We start from the raw sequence: 19,112 nt of genomic DNA on the forward strand, positions 1-19,112 counted from the left end.
TCAAAAAGAGATAATCTCATTATTTAATTCAGGTCAATTAAAGGTTTTATTGTCAACAACTACAATTACAGAAGGTGTTAATACCTCTGCAAAAAATTTAATTGTACTTCATAGTAAAAAAGGAGATAAAGAACTTAAGAAATTTGATGCTAAAAATATTGCTGGAAGAGCAGGTCGCTTTTTATATCATTATTCTGGAAGAGTTATCGTTCTTCAAAATGACTTTATGAAAGCAATTGAATCTAAACCCGAAGGAATCAAACACAAAAATTATGATTTACAAGCACCAAAAGACGAAATAGATTTATTTTATTCAAAGGACGAATTTCTTTCACAAACAGACCGAGATAGAAAAACAAATATAAAAGCAGAACAAGAAAAAAGAGGAATTCCTGATGAGATATTCAACTTGTACAAAGTTGTAAGTAGACTTGATAAGATTACGATTTATGATGAAATCAAGCAATTATCAGCTTCCGAAATAGAATCAATTAAAACACTTATTAGAGTTGTCAATTACAAAATGGACATTGATTATGATGGTTTTCAAGTGATCTTGAAAGTAATCCGCCCAATTGTAAGAAATCAAAAACTTATATTCTTAATAGACTATAAAGGTTTAAATGGTGAATATTCTACACTGACTCATCTACTACATTTCTATTTGACAGGCGGTTTTATTGGTTCAATTAAGTATAAGATTTCTCAAAATGTAAAAATTGACAAAGCGATTTCCGACACAGCCGAATTTGTTTATAATACTCTAAAATATCAGGTTGTAAAATACCTTGGAGTCTTTAATGTTATGTATCGCTTCATTCAAGCTCAAGACAATGGTAAAGAGTTTGAAGATGTTGCTGGTATTGACAGGCTTTTGGTCAAACTTGAATATAATGCTTTGACTGAAAACGGAAGAATTGCGAGCGATTATGGAGTACCTTCAAGTGTTTTAGAATATTACGAAAACGAAGAAAAATCAAAAGACATTAAAGCTAATTTTGACAATTACGAAATGAAAATATTTGACAGAATAGAAACAATTATAAACGGAACAGATAAAAGCACAAGCGCCTAACAGCAGTTTGCCAAAATGGCGGGTCCAGTGCTAAATTGAACATTTGTACTTCTAAATCCGTCATTTCGCCATGCTGCAAAACGTTAGGTGCAATGCAAAACATAAAAGTGATTCACAATGTGTCAAGAAAAAAAATGGCTAGAAATATGTAACGATACTTTGGTGAGAATGGAGGATCATGTGGAGTCTTTCATTACACCGATTTGGAAATATAGAGATGAAGATGAAAACGACATTAAACTACATGGATCGGGATCATACTTCGAAAATTCTCAGGGACAATTTATTATTACGAATGAACATGTAGCAAAATACAACCAAGACTATCGACTTACTCATTCATTCAAGGGTAGCAATGATATCTTGAATATACGCAAACCATTCATTAGCGATCTTTTGCCAATTGATGTAGCTATTTGTAAAATTGAAAAGGTGGCATGGTCAGAACATAAATGTGAAGGAGAAGCAATTCCAATAAAAAGATTTGCAAACAAGCATTCTCCTGTTGAGGGTGAATTGCTTTTCTTTGCTGGCTTTAGTGGAAAAAGATCAAAAATAGTATTTGACAATTGTTTCAGTCGTGGAACACCATTTTTGACGCAGGAATGTACATTTCCTGAAAACATAGAACACGCAGATCCAATATACCATATATCAATTCCTTATCCTCCTGAATTAGTAGAAACTAGAGAACCTTCTGTACCACTTCCTGATCCACATGGGTTCAGTGGATCCTTGCTATGGAACACTAAACGCATTGAATGCCAAAGAAAAGAAATTGAATGGGATCCATCGATGGCTGAAGTTACAGCAATTATCTGGGGATGGCCATCTTCAAGTGTTTGCATTCTAGCAACAAGAATCGAACATATCAACTTGGAAGAAATGACATGTGAATATCAAAATTTGTAAACTAAGCACTGCACCTAACAGCCGTTTGCTTCAATTGCTACTTCCAGATTTTCCTACAGAAAATCAGCTGCTGAATGAACTGTTTTGATATATTTTTAATTTGCAGAACAAATCATAGAAAACGTAGAAATAGGTTTGGAGAGTTTCAGAGCGATAATTCCGACTTTGAAAGGTTAATGACCTATGAGTTATAAAGAAAAACTAGTGTCTTCATAGGTGATATACTAGTTTTTTTTGTTTTTCATATAGATCATTTTAGTCAAAACTTTACATAGGTTATAGATGTGCAATTATCTATATTATTCCGAATTAATATGTTTTAAAACGTATTAATTTTAGTAGGTGGTTTTTAAACTTAATCATGATCTATGTTATCTATTTTAACCTATAATATATCTATGAAATTCTATCTTCAGACCTATTTTTTTAACTATTTCGTTGACCTATACTTATTTACTCTTCGATAAATTAATTATCTATTTTCATTCACTTTCGAATCTACTTTTTTAATTATTCTTTTGATCTATTTTTGACCTATAGTATATCTATAAAATCACATTTTTAGACCTATATCTTTCAACTATTTTTTTGACCTATATTTATCTACTCTTCGATAGATTATTTATCTATTTTACATTTATTTTCGAACTTAATTTTTCAATTATTTCTTTGATTTATTTTTGACCTATTCCTATCTACTTTTCGATAGAATAATTATCTATATTTCATTCACTTTCGAATCTACTTTTTCAATTATTCTTTTAATCTATTCTTATCTACTTTTCCATAGATTCATTATCTATTATACATTTATTTTCTAATCTATATTTTCAATTATTTCTCTACGACCTATTCTTATCTATTTTTCGATAGATACTTTATCTATTTGTTAACCTATTTTGCATAGATTTCCCGACCTATTTACTAATCTATAATTTCATCTGTTTATATCTATTTGTGACCTATAGCTTACCTATAAAGATTTGGTTTCTATTGTTTTTCAGATTATTATATAAAAGTTTGTTTTATTACAAACTTTTATATAAATTCGTAGGGTCTTAAAAAATATTACTATGATTAACGTTGCAGATTACTTTTTCGTTTTAGAGAAAGCTCCTGATTTATTTGATAAAGTTCAGGAAAAGGTGTTTTTAAAAACAGAGATCGACATAGTTTATTCAGATATAAAAAATTGGGAAAGATCTAATTTGCTTTCAGAATACAACGAAGCAGAAAAAGGAAACTGGAATAAAATTAGTTATTCTGAATATGTTTGGATAAAAATTGTAGAACAGTTAAAAGATTTTGGATGTAACAACGAAGATATAATAGTATTAAAAAAAGTACTTGTAAATAAATTCAAAGTAAATGATTACATCGCACTATTTGATGAGATAAAGAAAATTATAGGAAATACAGAGTTTGAAATGTATTCTCAACTATATAAAGAGTTAAATGAATTAGATCCTCATAAAGAGTTTAATTTTAATCTTTTAGATATTTTTATTGTAAATATAATCTATACAGGTGAGCAACTTTCTTTATTTATAAGAAAAGATGAATCGCAATATTTTCTTCCTTTTTCTGATACAATGTTAAAAGAATATAGTAACTCTAATGTTAGAAGTTTAGTTGATGATTTTCTGAATTTTCCGTTCTATAATATTCCAATAAGTAATTATGTTTCTAAATTTTTAAGTAATAGAAAAGATATAAAAAATAATTTATTTACAATGATACTTACGGAACAAGAAAGTAAGTTATTAAAAATTATAAGAAAGAATTTTGAAAAAATTAAACAATTAAAAGTAAAATACAAGACAGGAAATATTGAATTAATTGAAGTTACTACAATAAAAAAAGTAGCTTTAGAAAGCAAAATAATCAATCACATTAAAAAGGCGGATTATAAAAAGATAACTATAGATATTGCTAACGGAAATATAGTAAACTTTGAAGATACCGAAAAAATAAAATTATGATACTGAATAACTCAGATCTATAAATAAATAGTAAGCTTATCGTAGAAAGCGAAAGTGATGCACATGTGTAATAAACATGGTTTCATTTAAAGAATGTAAAAAAATATTAAACAAAAAAGGAGTTAAATATTCAGACGAGAATATTAGAGAAATTAAAGAGTTATTAGAGTTTTATGCAAAATTAACTGTTGAAGAATTTTATAAAAAAAATGATTATGAAAAGAGCAGTCATAATGTGTCGTGTAAGTAGTGATGAACAAGCTAAAGGATATAGTTTAGATATTCAATATGAACAATTGGTGAATTATTGTAAACGCAATAATATAGAAATTGTAAAAGAATATAGAGAAGACCATTCAGCTAAAAATTTTAATAGACCAGAATATCAAAAATTTCTCAGTTTTTTAAAAAAGAATAAGAACAGTATTGATTTATTGTTGATTACATCTTGGGATAGATTTTCCAGAAATTTAACAGACTCATTAATTATGATGAGAACTTTAGAAAAGTATGGGGTTGAGGTTCAGGCAATCGAACAACCAATTGACATGAGTATTCCTGAAAATAAGGCAATGTTAGCTATTTTTTTGGCCATTCCAGAGATTGATAATGATAGAAGGTCAATTAAAATTAGAGGGGGAATTAGAGCTGCTTTAAAATCTGGAAGATGGTCAAGGATGGCTCCAATTGGATACAAAAATTCAAGAGATGAAAAGAATAAACCAATTGTAATTCTTAGTCACAATGCAACTTTAATTCACAATGCATTTAAAGATTTTAGTGAAGGAAAATTACAAAGTGATATAATTAAAGATTTAAGAAAAAAAGGAGTAATTATTAGTAGAAGTAATTTTTCAAAATTACTAAGAAATCCATTTTACATGGGTAAAATAATTGTTCCAAAATTTGAAAATGAACCTACACAAATTATTGAAGGTATTCATGACGCAATTATTTCTGAAAATTTATACTACAATGTACAAGAAGTTTTAAGCGGTAAAAAATCAAATAAAAAAATAGGATATTCATTTCAAAGAGAAGAATTTCCTTTAAGAGGAATATTGTTTTGTTCAAGCTGTGAAAGTAAGCTAACAGCAAGTAAATCAAAAAGTGCTACCGGCAGAAGATATTCTTACTATCATTGTAATAATTGTCACAAAGAGCGTTTTTCAGCTGAAATTGTCAATTCAAACGTTGAATCAATACTTTCTGAATTTAAATTCACTCAAGAATCAAAAATTTTGTATGAATTAATGATAAAAAATATGCTTCAATCAAAATCAGAAGAAAGTAGTTTATCAAAAGAAAAATTATCAATTCAATTAAATGAGCAAAATAATCGCATTCAGAAATTACAAGATTTGTATGTTGATGGAAATATTGATAAAGAAAATTATATGCAAACCATGCAACGCTATGAAAATGTAAAAAGAGATTTAGTTGATAAAATAGATTCAATTCAAGTGACTAGTTTTGAGTATAATAATTGGTTGAAATCAGGAATACATTTTTTGAATAATCTTGAGAGTTTTTATATGAATGGAGGAGTTAAAGAGAAACAAGCTATACTAAGTTCGATATTTCCAGAAAAAATTTATTTTTTTAAAAACAAATGTCGAACTCAAAGAATAAACGATATACTTAGATGTATGTTGTTGATTAATAGCGAATTGGGAAATAAAAAAAGTGGACAAAACTTCCAAAATTTGGAGTTGTCCACTTTAGTGGAGTCGGAGAGAATCGAACTCTCGTCCAAACAAGCAATCAAAAAGGTTTCTACACGCTTAGTTTCTTCTTAAATTTTCGACCAAAAGCAAGGCTAGAAACCGCCACTTTTAGCTTAGCTTTATCAGTGTCAGAACGGATTTAAAGCATTACCATTCCTAGGTTTACTTTTACGGTTCTCCTAAACCAACCGCCATAAACCAAGGCTTTTGAGGAGAATCCAGCTTTCCTACCTAGTAGGAACATGGCAAATCTTACTATAATTCAGATTAAGCAGCTAAAGCGTAATTATTTTCGCCGTTTATAGGTTTGTACATTTGGATTTACGAGCTAAATATACAACGCTCGACGTGCTTACTAATCAATTCCACTCGCTGTCAAAACCAGTCGACCCCAATGTGAAAAAAATAGCTTTTTGAATTGTATATTCATCAAAAAGTGAGCCAAAAGTACTATCAATTTTTCAATAAAAAAAACTGTTGTGCAAACAAAGGTAAAAAGTTATATTTGTAACATTAATCAAATGTTTGGTTACAAAATATTTTTAGAATGAAGTTTGGTATTATAAAAGAAAGAAAAAATCCCCCTGATAGAAGAGTTGTTTTTACTCCAGAAGAATTGGTTCGATTACAATCGGAACATCCTGAGGCAGTTGTAAAAGTTGAAAGTTCAGATATACGCATTTTTTCGGATGAACAATACCAAAATTTAGGCATTAAAGTTGACACAGATGTAACCGATTGTGATGTTTTATTTGGTGTGAAAGAAGTGCCAGTTGATGCTTTAATTCCGAATAAAAAATACTTTTTCTTTTCGCATACGATAAAAAAACAATCTTACAATCGAAAACTACTTCAAGCAATACTTGAAAAAAATATCGAATTGTATGATCATGAAACAATTGTTGATGCAAATAACAGAAGACTAATTGGTTTTGGAAGATATGCTGGAATTGTTGGTGCATACAATGGTTTTAGAGCTTTCGGAATTAAATATGACTTATTTACTTTGGCTAAAGCCGAAACGCTAAGTGGCAAAGATGAGTTGATTACCCGTTTAAAAAGACAAACCCTTCCAAATATAAAAATTGTGCTTACCGGACACGGAAAAGTAGGAATGGGAGCTAAAGAAATTTTGGATGGTATGAAAATCAAACAGGTAGCAGTGGCTGATTTTTTAACAAAAAAATATTCTGAACCTGTTTATGTCCAAATTGATGTTTTGGATTACAACAAAAGAATAGACGGACAAGTTTTAAATAACGAAGATTTTTATAAAAATCCACAAGATTATACTTCCGATTTTGGACGTTTTTCTAAAGTGGCAGATATTTTTATGGCGGGGCATTTTCATGGAAATGGTGCGCCCGACATTTTAACACGTGAAATGTTGCAAGCACCAGATAATAAAATTCAAGTAGTGGCTGATATTTCTTGCGATGTAGATGGTCCAGTGGCTTGTACATTAAAGGCTTCAACTATTGCAGAACCATTTTTTGGATATTTACCAAGTGAACACAAAGAAGTTTCATACACGCATCCTGCTTCAATAATGGTAATGTCTGTTGATAATTTGCCTTGTGAATTACCAAAAGATGCGAGTGAAGGTTTTGGTGAAATGTTTATGAAACATGTAATTCCAGCTTTTTTTAACGGTGACAAAGACGGTATTTTAGAAAGAGCCAAAATGACCGAAAACGGAAAGTTGACACAACGTTTTGCCTATTTGCAAGACTATGTTGACGGTAAATAAAAAAAGCAATGTAATACATCCCGATTTGTTCGGGATTTTTTATTTTTAGCAATCATCATTTAATGAATCGCAAACGTTTTCGTTAATAAAATTTCTCAATAGTTATAATTGAAAACATAATTGCATGTATATTTAGCAATTAATTCTATCTATAATTACCGAATTGCTATTTTGTAGTTCTAAAGGATTTCATTTAAATTAGCACAAAACTAAAAACTATGAGTACAAACCAAACTAAAACAAATTATCCAGCATTGTATACATTAATTACAGTGTTTTTCTTTTGGGGATTTATCGCCGCAGGGAATAGTATTTTTATTCCATTTTGTAAGAGTTATTTTTCATTAGATCAATTTCAATCACAGTTGGTTGATTTTGCTTTTTATACCGCTTATTATGTTGGTGCATTATTGTTATTTGCTTTTGGTGATTTATCAGGCAAAGATATTGTAGGTAAATGGGGGTATAAAAAAAGTATTGTTTATGGATTATTATTTTCGGCTTTAGGTGCTGGGGCTATGATTATTGCTGTTGAAGCAAGTGTTTATGCCGGAATGTTAGTTGGATTGTTTATTGTAGCTTTAGGTTTTTCATTGCAACAAACCGCTGCCAATCCGTTTGCAATTTTATTGGGTGATCCAAAAACAGGAGCAAGTCGTGTAAATCTTGGAGGAGGAATCAACTCGTTTGGGACAACCATTGGACCAATTGTAGTGGCATTGGCTTTATTTGGTACTGCAAAATCAATTTCAGATGACCAAATTAAAGCATTAGAATTAAGTAAGGTTGTATTATTATATATTGGTGTTGGATTATTATTCGTTGCAGCTGCGGCTTTATTTTATTTTTCTAAAAAAGTACCAAGCGGAATTGCAAATGAACCTATGGAAAAAGCGAATAAAGCATTGAGAACTTTGGTAATCATGACAGTTTTATTAGGCGTAATGTTTACACCAGTATTTCAAAGTTATAAAAGTGCTGAAGCTAAAAAAATTGAAACGTTAGAATATGATTTGAATTATGCTAAATCCAAAAATGCCATCCAAAAAACAAAAGATTTTACGGGTGATGAATTAGCCATTTATAAAGAAACATTAGATAATAAAAACAGTCAATTAGTAGTTCTAAAGAAGGCAATTGAAAGAGAGAGAATGCTTTGGCTTTCTGGGGCTTTATTGGTTGTTGTAGGTGGTTTGATGTTTTCTTATGCTTCAGCAAAAAAGAAATCTGAAGGATGGGGAGCTATGCAGTATCCACAGTTGGTTTTAGGAATGTTGGCTATTTTTACCTATGTTGGGGTTGAGGTAGCAATTGGAAGTAATTTAGGAGAATTATTAAAATTAGAAGAATTTGGTAGCTTACAATCATCTGATATTGCGCCCTATATTTCTATGTATTGGGGAAGTTTGATGATTGGACGTTGGGCAGGAGCTATTAGCGTTTTCAATTTGCAAGGCACAAAAAAGACCATAGCATTAATTGTGGTTCCATTAATTGCTTTTGGAATTATTTTAGGTGTAAATATCCTTTCAGGAAAAGACATGAAACCTTTGTATTACTATATTTTCTGTGTTTTGATTCAAATTGGCGCTTTCTTCTTAAGTAAAGATAAACCCGCTAGAACGTTAACTATATTCGGAACATTTGGAGTTATTGCCATGTTAATTGGTTTGTTTAGCACTGGAACAGTTGCCATTTATGCCTTTTTAGCAGGTGGTTTGGCTTGTAGTATTATGTGGCCATCCATTTTTAGTTTGTCTATAATTGGATTAGGAAAGTATACTTCTCAAGGTTCTGCGTTTTTAGTGATGATGATTTTAGGTGGAGGAATTATTCCTCCAATTCAAGGAAAATTATCTGATATTATCGGAATTCATCAATCATATATAATTGCAGTTGTTTGTTTTGCTTATTTAACGCTTTTCGCAATTTTAGTAAAAGGCTTGTTGAAAAAACAAAACATTGATGTAGATGCAATTGAAGTGGAAGGAAGTCATTAATTAGTGTTCAGTAATCAGTGTTTAGTATACAGTGGTTAACTTTAAATATAAAACTCCGATTGAAAATAAATTTCTTTCGGAGTTTTGATTTTTAATCAAATGATTGGCTTTTTAGCCCTGATTGAAGGAAATGCCGTGCATGACGAAAAGCAGGAAAATGAATTTCAAAAACGCCTAAGCCATTCGCTTCAAAAAACTATTTATTCCACTCAATCTTTCTCGAGAAATACATCACAGCTGCCAATATCAAGAACAATCCAATACTTCCTACTAACAATGCATAATCTTCTAATTGAATGATAACGAAGATAAATGTGTATAAAACAGTTAACGAAACACCAATAAATAGCGGAAACTTTTTGTCTTTTAAAATGGAAATAGAATACAATGAAATCAACGCTATTACTGAACTTGCAGCAACAATATAAGCAAACGAAAAGCTACTGTGTTCAGTAATGGAAATCAATAAGGTGTAAAACATGATTAGTGCAATGCCTATCATCGAATATTGAAAAATATGAATGTTGATTTTACTAATCGATTGAATTAAAAAGAAGATTAAAAAGGTCAATCCAATAACTAGAAAGCCATATTTTGAAGCGCGTTCGTTTTGTTGGTATTCATCTACTGGAGTAATAAAATCAACAGCAAATGCATATTTTCCTAATTCGGGTAAAATATCGAAATACTGTTGTGCAAACGGACGATTAAAGTGCAGTATTTTCCAATTTGCAGCAAAACCTTTGTCTGTAATTTCTCTTGAAATAGGAGAGAAGTTACCGTTGAAGTTCGGCGAATTCCAATTAGAAGTTATTTTGGCATCAGTTGTTTTTCCAATAGGAACCATTTTAATTTGTTTGCTTCCGTTGAACGAAATATCAAAATTGAATTGGGTGTTGTTTTGAAGCGATTTATAATCAAAATAGTTGGTTTCCAGGCTCTCAATACTATCATTTGTTGCATTGGCAACCGATTCAAAAGCTAAATCTTGATTGCCTATTTTCATTTTTACTTCGTCTTTTAAACTTTTTAAATTGGTAGTTCGAATCATGATTTTGGCTCGATTCCAATAAATATTTTCAGCTGGAATTCCTTTAGAAGCAAAATTTGGTTGGCTATATTTTCCGTCAAATTGCATTTTTGTGGTAAACACATTTGATTTATAAATGCTTCGTTCCAAAGGTTTTACCATTGTAACCTCTGATTTATTATTTAAATTTTCTGGAAAAAAGTAGGCGTAATTATTTATTCCAGTCATTGGATCTTTGTACGGAATTTTTAAAATTGGACCATAAAAATAAACCGAACTTCCCCATTTTGATGTGGTTTCTGAAATGACTTCTTTTTGTCGCACACTTCGCTCAACTATTAATTCTTGCACTAAGGCTAGCGGAATTAATAACACTAAAGTTAAAATTCCCACCATAATCATTTTGGCGGTTGTGGTTTGAAAAAAAGATACTTTTGGCTCTTGTTGCATTTGTGTTTCCATGATTTTTAATTTAAAAAGGTGAATTTGATGTGATTGAATAGATAATAATTGAAAAGTAAGTAAGTGAAATTGGAATATTTGTTACTACAATTGCAGTTTGAATGGCAATACTTTTTCTTTGAGAAGGTTCTGTAATAAAATTTATAAACAGATTGATTACAACTATTATATTTACAAATAGAGCAGCCAAGACATACAATATTCCTACAAATAGTATATTATCCCATTTTGGAAATATGAAATAGCTTATAAATAAGATAGTACCAAATAAAAATGAAAGTATTGCTATTTGAATGGGGAAAGGAAGTTTTAAAATTTTATTTTCCATTGGCTAATGGTTTTAATTTATTAATGATATTTATTGTGAATTATTTGGATGGAATAGGCTGATGAGCAATGTCATAATAATTGAAAATAATGTATTCATATTATCGAATATTAAAGGTTTGTTGAATAGTTGAAAGAGGTACAGAAAGCATTTTAAAGAAGTCTAAGTCATAAAATTGATGTGCTTCTCTTCCTCTTTTAAAATTTTTGTAAAAGCTTTGATATTCAAAAGGGTAGAAGAGTATTCCAGTGCCAATTACAATAAATACAAACGGGCTTTTTTTTCCATTTCCTAATAAATAAAACTGCATGTCAATTTCATCTTTGACTGAAATTCCTGTGTTTGTTATAACATGATACACATCGTGTTCTTCTAAACTTGCTTGAATATTGAAATTGTATTTTAACAAAAAACAACCATAATGAAATCCCAAACTGTCTTGGGGAAGTTTTAGAAAATCTTGTATGGTAATATCCCAAGCTTTAGTTTGTTTAAATAAAAATTGATAAGGTACTTTGATGATTCGGTATAAGGTTTCAATTATGATTTCTTTCATTTTTATTAAATTTAAAAGTACTTTGAAATTCAAAGTATATAGATAAAAAAATAGATTTAACTTTTCTTAATTAATTTTTCAAGCGCTTCAATATGTGAAGTAAAGGCAATTCTCCCTTCTTTTGTTGCACTATATTTTGTATTTGGTTTTTTTCCAATGAACTGTTTTTCAATTTGAATATAATTTTCTAATTCTAATGCTTTTGTGTGTGAAGCTAAGTTACCATCAGTTACGCCTAACAGCTCCTTTAACATATTAAAATCGGCACTTTCATTCACCATCAATACCGACATAATCCCCAAACGAATTCGGTGATCAAAGGCTTTGTTGATATTTTGGATGATGTTTAGCATGAGTTTGTTTAAAGGTTTAAAGTTTGAGGTTTAAAAGGTTAAAAGTTTTGTTACGATGTAAAAAAATAAAACAATGATAATTGAGTAAACTAAACAAAAAGGATAGCCAAAAATATAAAATTGGTTTGTTCCATTGTCTTGAATTATTTCCTCTTCTAATTGTTCGTATTCATATTTGTATTCATTTCCGTCAATTTTACCATTATTATTTAACTCAATTTTTCTTAATTCTTGTCTATCAATAAAATCAAAATATTGTAACGACAAAATGGATATTAGATAAAAACTGATTGATGATGTTGCAATTATTTTAAAATAGCTTATTTTTTTCTTTCTTAACCAAAAAATGCACAAAAGGAAGAGTAAACTAAAACCAATTAAAAAATGCATATTACTTTCTCTCGTATTTAAAATACATTAAACTTCCGTATAAAATGTGGCAACCGCCAAAACCTAATGCCCAAAATAATAATCCATAACCTAAAAACCAAGTTGATAATAATCCCAAGGCAATCATCGTAATTCCTAAATAACGAACGTCTCCCAAAGTATATTTGCTAGCATTTACACAAGCTAATCCGTAAAAAATTAAAGTCAAAGGAGCAACAAGTCCAAATATGTTTTTTTCGATTAAAAAGATAATGAAAAATCCACCTGTCGCTAGTGGAATCATGAAATTGATAACCAATCTTTTAGATGCGGTATTCCAAACATTTTCATGACTTTTTCTAGCTTTGCTGATGCTTAGCACAATTCCAGTTGTAATAGATAATACTAAAACAGAAGTTGCAATAACAAGTAATCGAATTACAGCCGCTTCAGAAATGATTAAATCACGATAAGCGCCCAGTGTAGAGGTGTCAAAATAAATGGTTTTATAAGCAAACCAAGCGCCAACTAAAGCATAAACGCCTGCCAAAATTCCCGATAAACCACTCAAGGAAATAAAACGCGATGATTTGTTCATCAAATTTTTGATTTCTGTGATGTCGTTAAGATATTTCTCGTTTTCCATTTTAAAGTACTTTGAATTACAAAGTAAATAATAAATTATTTGCTGACCAAATGTTTTTAGATTATTTTTGAAAAAAAAATTGAAATGAAGTTTTTAGGCTATTTTTTAAAAGGAGTTAGTATATTTATTTTAATAGGTTTAGTATTTAGTACTATTTCTGCCATAAAAAGGATTGGCAACCATACAGATGAAGATGCTGCGTTTATATCAGGTTATATTTTTGGTATTGTTTTAGGAGTTTTAGGAATGGGTTGGGCGACATTTAGTTTATTTAAGTACGGTAATAAGCTAATAGCAAAAGCTAATCTTAAGCGTGAAATTTCAACTATCGGTAAAGAATAATGAAACCCACTGAAGCTTACATACTTCGTCAGCCAGCACAATATCAAGTTATGATGTTGCATGTTTTATCAGTGGTTGAGCAAGAGCTTTCAGTATCTGAATTACTTTTTAAATGGGGAATTCCATATGTGTATTATAAGAAAAAACCATTTTGTTATTTGGCACCAAATCGAAAAAAAGGGTTTTTAGATGTTGGGTTTGCTAAGGGATTTCAGTTGAAAAGAAATCAAGATGCCTTAGTTGACGAAAATAGGAATACGGTTAAATCTTTACGCTATTTTTCGATTGAAACAATTGATAATACTGTTTTAATCGATGTTATTTCAGAATCAAAATTACTTTATAAATAAAAAGTCACGAATTCTTTTAGAACGCGTGACTTTTTATAATATTTTATAAAAAACTATATTCTAAATATTCCTCCAATTGCAATAACGCGTTGGAAAAACCAAAAATTTTGTTCCGCAGAATCTGCTGAACTTTTTGTAGTTCTAATATTATTCATGTCGATGTAGCCCCCTTTTAATTCCGTTTGAATAAAGAAATGTTTGAAAAAAGTAAAATTCAAACCTACTTTTGCAGACAATCCATAACCAGCCACATTAAATTCGTCGTATCTGTCTTTTCCTAAAAGTGTGGTGTTTGTTTTTGGATATAACAGTCCAGCGCCCAATCCTTCTGTAATGTTAATTTGGAATTTATCAGTATTGGGTAATTTAAACAAAGAAGAAATATCATCCACACGAGAAATTTCAGTGTTTACATAATTCAGTCCGTCGGTGTGTTCAAAAGTAAGAAAATCTTCATCTAAAGTCAACTGACCATCGATTGGATTCTCATTATAGTTTCCAGGATTTGGGTAATAACCTGTATAATTTACTCTTCGGTCATTATACATAACATATTTCATATGATCAACCCCAATTGAAATATTGTAATGATCATTTATAAAATAGCCTATTCTAAAATTTGTCTGAGGAATAGTCATACGAGCCGGATTGACATAATCGCAATGCCATCCTTTTGGTTTGTCATGTGCAGAAACATTGTGAATTGTGAAATCATAATCTGCTCCCTTAAAACGAATGTCAGATTTTGAATATGATTCACGATTTCCGCCCCAATAAATATAAAATTTACCTTTGTTTTTACTCGTGTATTTTTCAGGATTTTCAACTGTTTCTTGTGAAAAGGTGTACTGTGAAAAAACACAAAAAGTTAGTACAGCCATTAAAAATGGTTGCTTCATTTGAAGTTATAAAAAAAAATTAAAATTGATTTACGGTTTTACGAATCGCTACTAATTTGGTCATTAAACCTTCGAAATAATCCAAATGTAGCATGTTTGCACCATCACTTTTTGCATTGGATGGGTCAAAATGTGTTTCGATGAAAATTCCGTCTACACCTACAGCAATTCCAGCTTTGGCAATTGTTTCTATCATATCTGGTCGACCACCAGTAACTCCTGTCATTTGATTGGGTTGTTGAAGTGAATGGGTCACATCCAGTACAGTGGTTGCAAAATTTTGCATGGTAGGAATTCCTCTGAAATCAACAATCATATCTTGATAACCAAACATTGTTCCTCTATCAGTTACCATAATATTCTCGTTTTGGCAATCTAATACTTTTTGAACAGCGTGTTTCATGCTTTCAGGGCTCATAAATTGTCCTTTTTTCAAATTCACCGTTTTTCCTGTTTTTGCAGCAGCTACTACTAAATCTGTTTGACGAACTAAAAAAGCTGGAATTTGTAATACATCTACATATTCAGCGGCCATGGCAGCGTCTTCGTTTGTGTGTATGTCTGTAACGGTTGGTACGCCAAATTCTTTAGAAACTTTTTGTAAAATTTTCAACGCTTTTTCGTCTCCAATTCCAGAAAAACTATCAATTCTTGAACGATTAGCTTTTTTAAAAGATCCTTTAAAAACGTAAGGAATTTGTAATTTATCAGTAACAGAAACTAATTTTTCAGCAATTCGCATAGCCATTTCTTCACCTTCAATAGCACAAGGTCCAGCTAATAAGAAAAAGTTGCCACTCTCAGTATGTTTTATTTGAGGTATGTTTTGTAAATTCATTTGTGTTGATTTTGAAGTTGCAAAGATAAAAATAAAAACCTTCTAAACAGCAGTTTAAAAGGTTACTTATGTTACACTTTATTTATTTTTTATTATTTATCACGTGTTGGGAATTTTTTTAATGATAATCCTTTCGGACAAAGTATTTTTCCTTTTTCAAAAGTATTAAAATACATCGTTAGTTTTTTTGTTGTTCCTTCTAAAGTTACCTCATAAATCCCAATAGTTCCAGCGCCCATGGTATTGTTTTTGGTAGGAAATGGGCAACAAGTGTCAACTTTTTTGAAACTGATTTTCTCACCATTTGGACCTTCCAAGGCATTGAAATAATAAGTTATATTTATGGTTTCTTGCTTGTCATGAATAAATCCAATATTTACTGGATAATCAGGATCAAATCCATATTTACTGTCTTGTGCATATTCTGTTAAAATGTATCTGCCATCAGTAAATGAAGGTCTTTTAGCAGTATTGTCTACGTTTTTTAAGGTAGATTCTGTGCTCACACAACCGGTTAATAATAGGGCGGTAATTATTGAAAAAAAATACTTCATTTTATTTTAATTTACTAGTTGAATCAGGTGTTTTTGTTTTTAAAATGTATGCAACAATCGCGCCAATAACTACTCCAAAAGATAATCCGCCCGAAATACTTTGCCAAATATATGCTGTTAAATTAAAATAACTTTTCGCTTCTTCTAATGTTAATCTTTTGCTTTCTACTGAGAGCGCAATCAGTTTGTCAAAATAGTTTGGGGTAATGAATTCATGAGTAATAAATTGTGTAATCGGGCTAAAAATTACAACAACAAATGAAATGACAACACCCGAAATAAATCCCTGTCTCCAATTCATATCTCCCATATAAAAGTTTTCCTTTTTATCTTTCAAAGCCAAATAATACAATATAAAATTTGGAAAAATGATAAGCATCGTAAAAAACATTTGCCATTTTATTTTTTCATCATGAAATCCCAATTGTTTTTCTAATGTCATCCAAGCCAAAAAGATAATTAACATGATAACAGCCCATTTGATTTCTATTTTAAACTTTTTCATTTTTTTAATAGTATTTTGTTGCTTCAAAATTAGCCAAATTTGTAACATTTGTTACCAAAACCAATCTTAATTTCTATTTTTGTACAAAATTGCAAAAAAAATATGGAATATATCTATGGAACGTGGCATTGGGCAGTTTCTGGTTTTTTAATCGGAGTTACAATGCTTATTTTAACTTATTTTGGAAAAACATTTGGCATGTCGTCTAATTTGCGAACCTTGTGTTCTATGGCAGGAGCTGGAAAATTTACCGATTTTTTTAAATTAGATTGGCGCGAACAAAAATGGAGTTTAGCTGTTGTTTTAGGAGCAATTGTTGGTGGATTTATAGCGTATCATTTTTTGTCAAATGGAACAGGGGTTTCTTTAAATCCTGATACAATTACTCAATTACAAGCAATCGGAATTGAAGCACCTAACGGAAAGTTATTGCCAGATGCAATTTTTAGCATTGAAACATTACAAACACCAAAAGGATTCGCGATTTTATTGATGGGAGGATTATTAATTGGTTTTGGAACACGTTATGCTGGCGGTTGTACATCAGGTCATGCTATTTCTGGATTAAGTAATTTGCAATTGCCTTCTTTGGTAGCGGTCATTGGATTTTTTATTGGAGGTTTGTTGATGGCGCATTTGATTTTGCCTTTAATTTTTAAAACAACATAAATTTATGAAGCTAGCACGTTTTTTTCTAACAGGAGTTTTATTCGGAATTGTTTTAACTAAGGCAGAAGCTGTTTCTTGGTATCGAATTTATGAAATGTTTCATTTTCAATCGTTTCATATGTTCGGAATTATAGGCACAGCTCTTTTTACAGGAATTGTTGGATTACAATTCATAAAAAAGAAAAAATTAAAAGATTTTAATGGACTTCCAATCAAGATTATTGAAAAAGAAAGAGGTTTTTGGAGGTATGTAATTGGCGGAACAATTTTTGGATTAGGATGGGCATTGGTTGGTAGTTGCCCTGGACCAATTTTTATTTTATTGGGAACAGGTACTTATGCAATTGCTGTAGTTTTAATCGGTGCATTACTAGGAACTTATATCTATGGTTTGTTAAAAGATAGATTGCCTCATTAAAATTAAGTTAAAGTAATAAAAGAGATATTATATTGGTTGTAGATTTTGTAAATTTGTTATAGATAAATGAATAATTATGAAAACTACCTTATATATTCAAAATTTAAAATGTGGCGGTTGTGCCAATACAATTACTAAAAATATTTCTCTGATAGATGCAGTAAAAGAGGTAAATGTAAATGTTGAAGAGAGTTCAGTTTCTTTCGATTATCCAACAGAAGAAAAACTTAGAGCAGTAAAAGAAAAATTAAAAACATTAGGTTATCCAGAAGATGGAGCGCTTAATAGTTTAGGTTCAAAAGCCAAATCTTATGTGAGTTGTGCGATTGGAAAAATGAGTTAATCAAAAAAACCTTCAAAATATTTATGTTTTGAAGGTTTTTGAATTTTGTAAATTGATTATTTTATCCGTTAATTGCCTCAACTTTGATGTCGTTGTCTTTTAGCATGTCTTTTAACATGTTTTCAATGCCATTTTTTAATGTAAAAGTAGAAGAAGGACATCCACTGCAAGCGCCTTGTAAAACTACTTTAACACGTTTTTCAGAAGCGTCAAATGATTCAAACATAATGTTTCCACCATCGCTTTGAACAGCTGGCTTTACATATTCTTCAATAATATTAATAATTTGTTGTGAAGTAACGTCTAAAGTGTCAAAATAAGCTTCTTGTTGTTTTTGGTGAATCTCGGTTTTTACAATCGCTGTTTCATCAATAACAACTTTGCCATTCTCAATATATTCTTTTATAAATGTTCTTAGTTCTAACGTAATTTCATCCCACTCTGTTATAGCAAATTTTGTAATAGAAATATAATTTTCATCAATAAAAACTTCCTTAACGAATGGAAATTTGAATAATTCTTTTGCAAGTGGCGAAGCTAAAGTTTCATCAATGTTTTTGCATTCCAAAGCTGTTTTGGTTAACAATTTATTGCATACAAATTTTAATACGGATGGGTTAGGAGTGGTTTCTGCATAAATAGTGATTGGCTGTTTTTTGTTCTGATTTTCCTCAATTTTTAAAACCTCTCCACCATTGGCAATAAAATCATTAATTTGACTAACAACATCATCCTGAACATCTTCCCATTCTACAATTGAAAATTTTTCAATAGCAATAAAATTACCTGATATGTAAACCGTTTTTACAAAAGGCAGGAAAAATAATTGTTTGGCTAATGGAGATTGTTTTGTTTCATCAATGTTTTTAAACTCAAAGTTTTCACTTTTGACAATGAATTCATCTAGTTCAAATTTAACAATCGAAGGGTTATTTGTTATTTTTATCGAAATTACACGCATTTTATGATAGTTTTCGCAAAGATAAGAACAAAATATTTTCAAA

Annotated in this window: 21 protein-coding genes, 1 other RNA gene and 1 pseudogene; 11 read left to right on the top strand and 12 right to left on the bottom strand. The window is 30.2% G+C overall.

Going from position 1 to position 19,112, the window contains the following annotated elements:
- Positions 1-13 precede the first annotated feature (13 nt).
- The 4 genes and pseudogenes from OLM52_RS00340 to OLM52_RS14320 form a co-directional block, all read left to right on the top strand.
- Entirely contained in the window at positions 14-1,075 is a 1,062-nt protein-coding gene (locus tag OLM52_RS00340) for a hypothetical protein (protein ID WP_413614423.1), read from the top strand.
- A 117-nt stretch (positions 1,076-1,192) separates the two neighbouring features.
- Positions 1,193-1,987, top strand: coding sequence for a hypothetical protein (locus OLM52_RS00345; protein WP_264549178.1), 795 nt, complete (start codon positions 1,193-1,195; stop codon positions 1,985-1,987).
- A 1,073-nt stretch (positions 1,988-3,060) separates the two neighbouring features.
- Complete coding sequence (locus tag OLM52_RS00350; protein ID WP_264549179.1) at positions 3,061-3,969, top strand: hypothetical protein; 909 nt, start codon at positions 3,061-3,063, stop codon at positions 3,967-3,969.
- A gap of 233 nt (positions 3,970-4,202) precedes the next feature.
- A pseudogene (locus tag OLM52_RS14320) lies at positions 4,203-5,123 on the top strand (recombinase family protein); the annotation flags it as partial.
- 568 nt (positions 5,124-5,691) lie between these two features.
- Here OLM52_RS14320 and ssrA read toward each other — a convergent pair.
- Positions 5,692-6,089: a transfer-messenger RNA gene (gene ssrA, locus OLM52_RS00355) on the bottom strand.
- Between the two features lie 154 nt (positions 6,090-6,243).
- Here ssrA and OLM52_RS00360 point away from each other — a divergent pair.
- Together OLM52_RS00360 and OLM52_RS00365 are read left to right on the top strand one after the other, a co-directional pair.
- Positions 6,244-7,446 carry an NAD(P)-dependent oxidoreductase gene (locus tag OLM52_RS00360; protein WP_264549180.1) on the top strand — a complete coding sequence of 401 codons (1,203 nt, stop codon included), beginning with the start codon at positions 6,244-6,246 and terminating at the stop codon, positions 7,444-7,446.
- Positions 7,447-7,664: 218 nt separating this feature from the next.
- Positions 7,665-9,446, top strand: a complete 1,782-nt coding sequence (locus OLM52_RS00365) for an MFS transporter (protein WP_264549181.1) — start codon at positions 7,665-7,667, stop codon at positions 9,444-9,446.
- A 196-nt stretch (positions 9,447-9,642) separates the two neighbouring features.
- Here the strand turns inward: OLM52_RS00365 and creD are convergent, their stop codons facing one another.
- From creD to OLM52_RS00395, 6 genes are all read right to left on the bottom strand, one after another.
- Positions 9,643-10,938 (bottom strand): cell envelope integrity protein CreD, encoded by a 1,296-nt coding sequence (creD, locus tag OLM52_RS00370; RefSeq protein ID WP_264549182.1) that lies wholly within the window; start codon positions 10,936-10,938, stop codon positions 9,643-9,645.
- Between the two features lie 10 nt (positions 10,939-10,948).
- Entirely contained in the window at positions 10,949-11,266 is a 318-nt protein-coding gene (locus OLM52_RS00375) for a hypothetical protein (RefSeq protein ID WP_264549183.1), read from the bottom strand.
- Positions 11,267-11,366: 100 nt separating this feature from the next.
- Positions 11,367-11,822 (bottom strand): hypothetical protein, encoded by a 456-nt coding sequence (locus tag OLM52_RS00380; protein WP_264549184.1) that lies wholly within the window; start codon positions 11,820-11,822, stop codon positions 11,367-11,369.
- A gap of 56 nt (positions 11,823-11,878) precedes the next feature.
- Positions 11,879-12,175, bottom strand: coding sequence for a winged helix-turn-helix domain-containing protein (locus OLM52_RS00385; protein ID WP_133606851.1), 297 nt, complete (start codon positions 12,173-12,175; stop codon positions 11,879-11,881).
- Between the two features lie 30 nt (positions 12,176-12,205).
- On the bottom strand, positions 12,206-12,442 hold the full coding sequence (locus tag OLM52_RS00390; protein ID WP_264549185.1) for a hypothetical protein: 237 nt from the start codon (positions 12,440-12,442) through the stop codon (positions 12,206-12,208).
- A gap of 124 nt (positions 12,443-12,566) precedes the next feature.
- A complete protein-coding gene (locus tag OLM52_RS00395; RefSeq protein WP_264549186.1) occupies positions 12,567-13,190 on the bottom strand; it encodes a hypothetical protein in 624 nt (207 codons plus the stop codon).
- Positions 13,191-13,274: 84 nt separating this feature from the next.
- On the opposite strand from OLM52_RS00395, the gene OLM52_RS00400 reads away from it, so the two are divergent.
- On the top strand, positions 13,275-13,532 hold the full coding sequence (locus tag OLM52_RS00400) for a hypothetical protein (RefSeq protein WP_264549187.1): 258 nt from the start codon (positions 13,275-13,277) through the stop codon (positions 13,530-13,532).
- Positions 13,532-13,882 carry a DUF1801 domain-containing protein gene (locus tag OLM52_RS00405; protein WP_264549188.1) on the top strand — a complete coding sequence of 117 codons (351 nt, stop codon included), beginning with the start codon at positions 13,532-13,534 and terminating at the stop codon, positions 13,880-13,882. Before OLM52_RS00400 ends, OLM52_RS00405 begins: the two co-directional genes overlap by 1 nt.
- A 53-nt stretch (positions 13,883-13,935) precedes the next feature.
- Here OLM52_RS00405 and OLM52_RS00410 read toward each other — a convergent pair whose 3' ends face one another.
- The 4 genes from OLM52_RS00410 to OLM52_RS00425 form a co-directional block, all read right to left on the bottom strand.
- Positions 13,936-14,781 (bottom strand): hypothetical protein, encoded by an 846-nt coding sequence (locus OLM52_RS00410; protein WP_264549189.1) that lies wholly within the window; start codon positions 14,779-14,781, stop codon positions 13,936-13,938.
- 19 nt (positions 14,782-14,800) lie between these two features.
- Complete coding sequence (gene kdsA, locus OLM52_RS00415) at positions 14,801-15,619, bottom strand: 3-deoxy-8-phosphooctulonate synthase (protein ID WP_264549190.1); 819 nt, start codon at positions 15,617-15,619, stop codon at positions 14,801-14,803.
- Between the two features lie 92 nt (positions 15,620-15,711).
- The gene (locus tag OLM52_RS00420) at positions 15,712-16,173 is read right to left on the bottom strand and encodes a 2-dehydro-3-deoxyphosphooctonate aldolase (RefSeq protein ID WP_264549191.1); all 462 of its coding nucleotides are present in this window, start codon (positions 16,171-16,173) and stop codon (positions 15,712-15,714) included.
- A 1-nt stretch (position 16,174) separates the two neighbouring features.
- Positions 16,175-16,678, bottom strand: a complete 504-nt coding sequence (locus OLM52_RS00425) for a DUF4199 domain-containing protein (RefSeq protein ID WP_264549192.1) — start codon at positions 16,676-16,678, stop codon at positions 16,175-16,177.
- A gap of 102 nt (positions 16,679-16,780) precedes the next feature.
- On the opposite strand from OLM52_RS00425, the gene OLM52_RS00430 reads away from it, so the two are divergent.
- The 3 genes from OLM52_RS00430 to OLM52_RS00440 all read left to right on the top strand — a co-directional run bounded on the left by OLM52_RS00430 (position 16,781) and on the right by OLM52_RS00440 (position 18,108).
- Positions 16,781-17,347: a YeeE/YedE family protein gene (locus OLM52_RS00430; protein WP_264549193.1), complete on the top strand. Its 567-nt coding sequence runs from the start codon at positions 16,781-16,783 to the stop codon at positions 17,345-17,347.
- A gap of 4 nt (positions 17,348-17,351) precedes the next feature.
- Positions 17,352-17,765 (top strand): YeeE/YedE family protein, encoded by a 414-nt coding sequence (locus OLM52_RS00435; protein WP_264549194.1) that lies wholly within the window; start codon positions 17,352-17,354, stop codon positions 17,763-17,765.
- A gap of 76 nt (positions 17,766-17,841) precedes the next feature.
- The gene (locus OLM52_RS00440; protein ID WP_264549195.1) at positions 17,842-18,108 is read left to right on the top strand and encodes a heavy-metal-associated domain-containing protein; all 267 of its coding nucleotides are present in this window, start codon (positions 17,842-17,844) and stop codon (positions 18,106-18,108) included.
- Between the two features lie 61 nt (positions 18,109-18,169).
- Here the strand turns inward: OLM52_RS00440 and OLM52_RS00445 are convergent, their stop codons facing one another.
- Positions 18,170-19,069 (bottom strand): NifU family protein, encoded by a 900-nt coding sequence (locus OLM52_RS00445; protein ID WP_264549196.1) that lies wholly within the window; start codon positions 19,067-19,069, stop codon positions 18,170-18,172.
- Between the last annotated feature and the right edge of the window lie 43 nt (positions 19,070-19,112).

The organism is Flavobacterium sp. N2820 (assembly GCF_025947285.1).
Taxonomy (GTDB): Bacteria; Bacteroidota; Bacteroidia; order Flavobacteriales; family Flavobacteriaceae; genus Flavobacterium.

What these genes read in the sequence shown, in the direction of transcription:
- OLM52_RS00345 (WP_264549178.1), top strand. Translation starts at nt 1,193, where the DNA reads ATGTGTCAAGAAAAAAAATGGCTAGAAATATGTAACGATACTTTGGTG.
- OLM52_RS00350 (WP_264549179.1), top strand. Translation starts at nt 3,061, where the DNA reads ATGATTAACGTTGCAGATTACTTTTTCGTTTTAGAGAAAGCTCCTGAT.
- OLM52_RS00360 (WP_264549180.1), top strand. Translation starts at nt 6,244, where the DNA reads ATGAAGTTTGGTATTATAAAAGAAAGAAAAAATCCCCCTGATAGAAGA.
- OLM52_RS00365 (WP_264549181.1), top strand. Translation starts at nt 7,665, where the DNA reads ATGAGTACAAACCAAACTAAAACAAATTATCCAGCATTGTATACATTA.
- creD (WP_264549182.1), bottom strand. Translation starts at nt 10,938, where the DNA reads ATGGAAACACAAATGCAACAAGAGCCAAAAGTATCTTTTTTTCAAACC.
- OLM52_RS00375 (WP_264549183.1), bottom strand. Translation starts at nt 11,266, where the DNA reads ATGGAAAATAAAATTTTAAAACTTCCTTTCCCCATTCAAATAGCAATA.
- OLM52_RS00380 (WP_264549184.1), bottom strand. Translation starts at nt 11,822, where the DNA reads ATGAAAGAAATCATAATTGAAACCTTATACCGAATCATCAAAGTACCT.
- OLM52_RS00385 (WP_133606851.1), bottom strand. Translation starts at nt 12,175, where the DNA reads ATGCTAAACATCATCCAAAATATCAACAAAGCCTTTGATCACCGAATT.
- OLM52_RS00395 (WP_264549186.1), bottom strand. Translation starts at nt 13,190, where the DNA reads ATGGAAAACGAGAAATATCTTAACGACATCACAGAAATCAAAAATTTG.
- OLM52_RS00400 (WP_264549187.1), top strand. Translation starts at nt 13,275, where the DNA reads ATGAAGTTTTTAGGCTATTTTTTAAAAGGAGTTAGTATATTTATTTTA.
- OLM52_RS00405 (WP_264549188.1), top strand. Translation starts at nt 13,532, where the DNA reads ATGAAACCCACTGAAGCTTACATACTTCGTCAGCCAGCACAATATCAA.
- OLM52_RS00410 (WP_264549189.1), bottom strand. Translation starts at nt 14,781, where the DNA reads ATGAAGCAACCATTTTTAATGGCTGTACTAACTTTTTGTGTTTTTTCA.
- kdsA (WP_264549190.1), bottom strand. Translation starts at nt 15,619, where the DNA reads ATGAATTTACAAAACATACCTCAAATAAAACATACTGAGAGTGGCAAC.
- OLM52_RS00420 (WP_264549191.1), bottom strand. Translation starts at nt 16,173, where the DNA reads ATGAAGTATTTTTTTTCAATAATTACCGCCCTATTATTAACCGGTTGT.
- OLM52_RS00425 (WP_264549192.1), bottom strand. Translation starts at nt 16,678, where the DNA reads ATGAAAAAGTTTAAAATAGAAATCAAATGGGCTGTTATCATGTTAATT.
- OLM52_RS00430 (WP_264549193.1), top strand. Translation starts at nt 16,781, where the DNA reads ATGGAATATATCTATGGAACGTGGCATTGGGCAGTTTCTGGTTTTTTA.
- OLM52_RS00435 (WP_264549194.1), top strand. Translation starts at nt 17,352, where the DNA reads ATGAAGCTAGCACGTTTTTTTCTAACAGGAGTTTTATTCGGAATTGTT.
- OLM52_RS00440 (WP_264549195.1), top strand. Translation starts at nt 17,842, where the DNA reads ATGAAAACTACCTTATATATTCAAAATTTAAAATGTGGCGGTTGTGCC.
- OLM52_RS00445 (WP_264549196.1), bottom strand. Translation starts at nt 19,069, where the DNA reads ATGCGTGTAATTTCGATAAAAATAACAAATAACCCTTCGATTGTTAAA.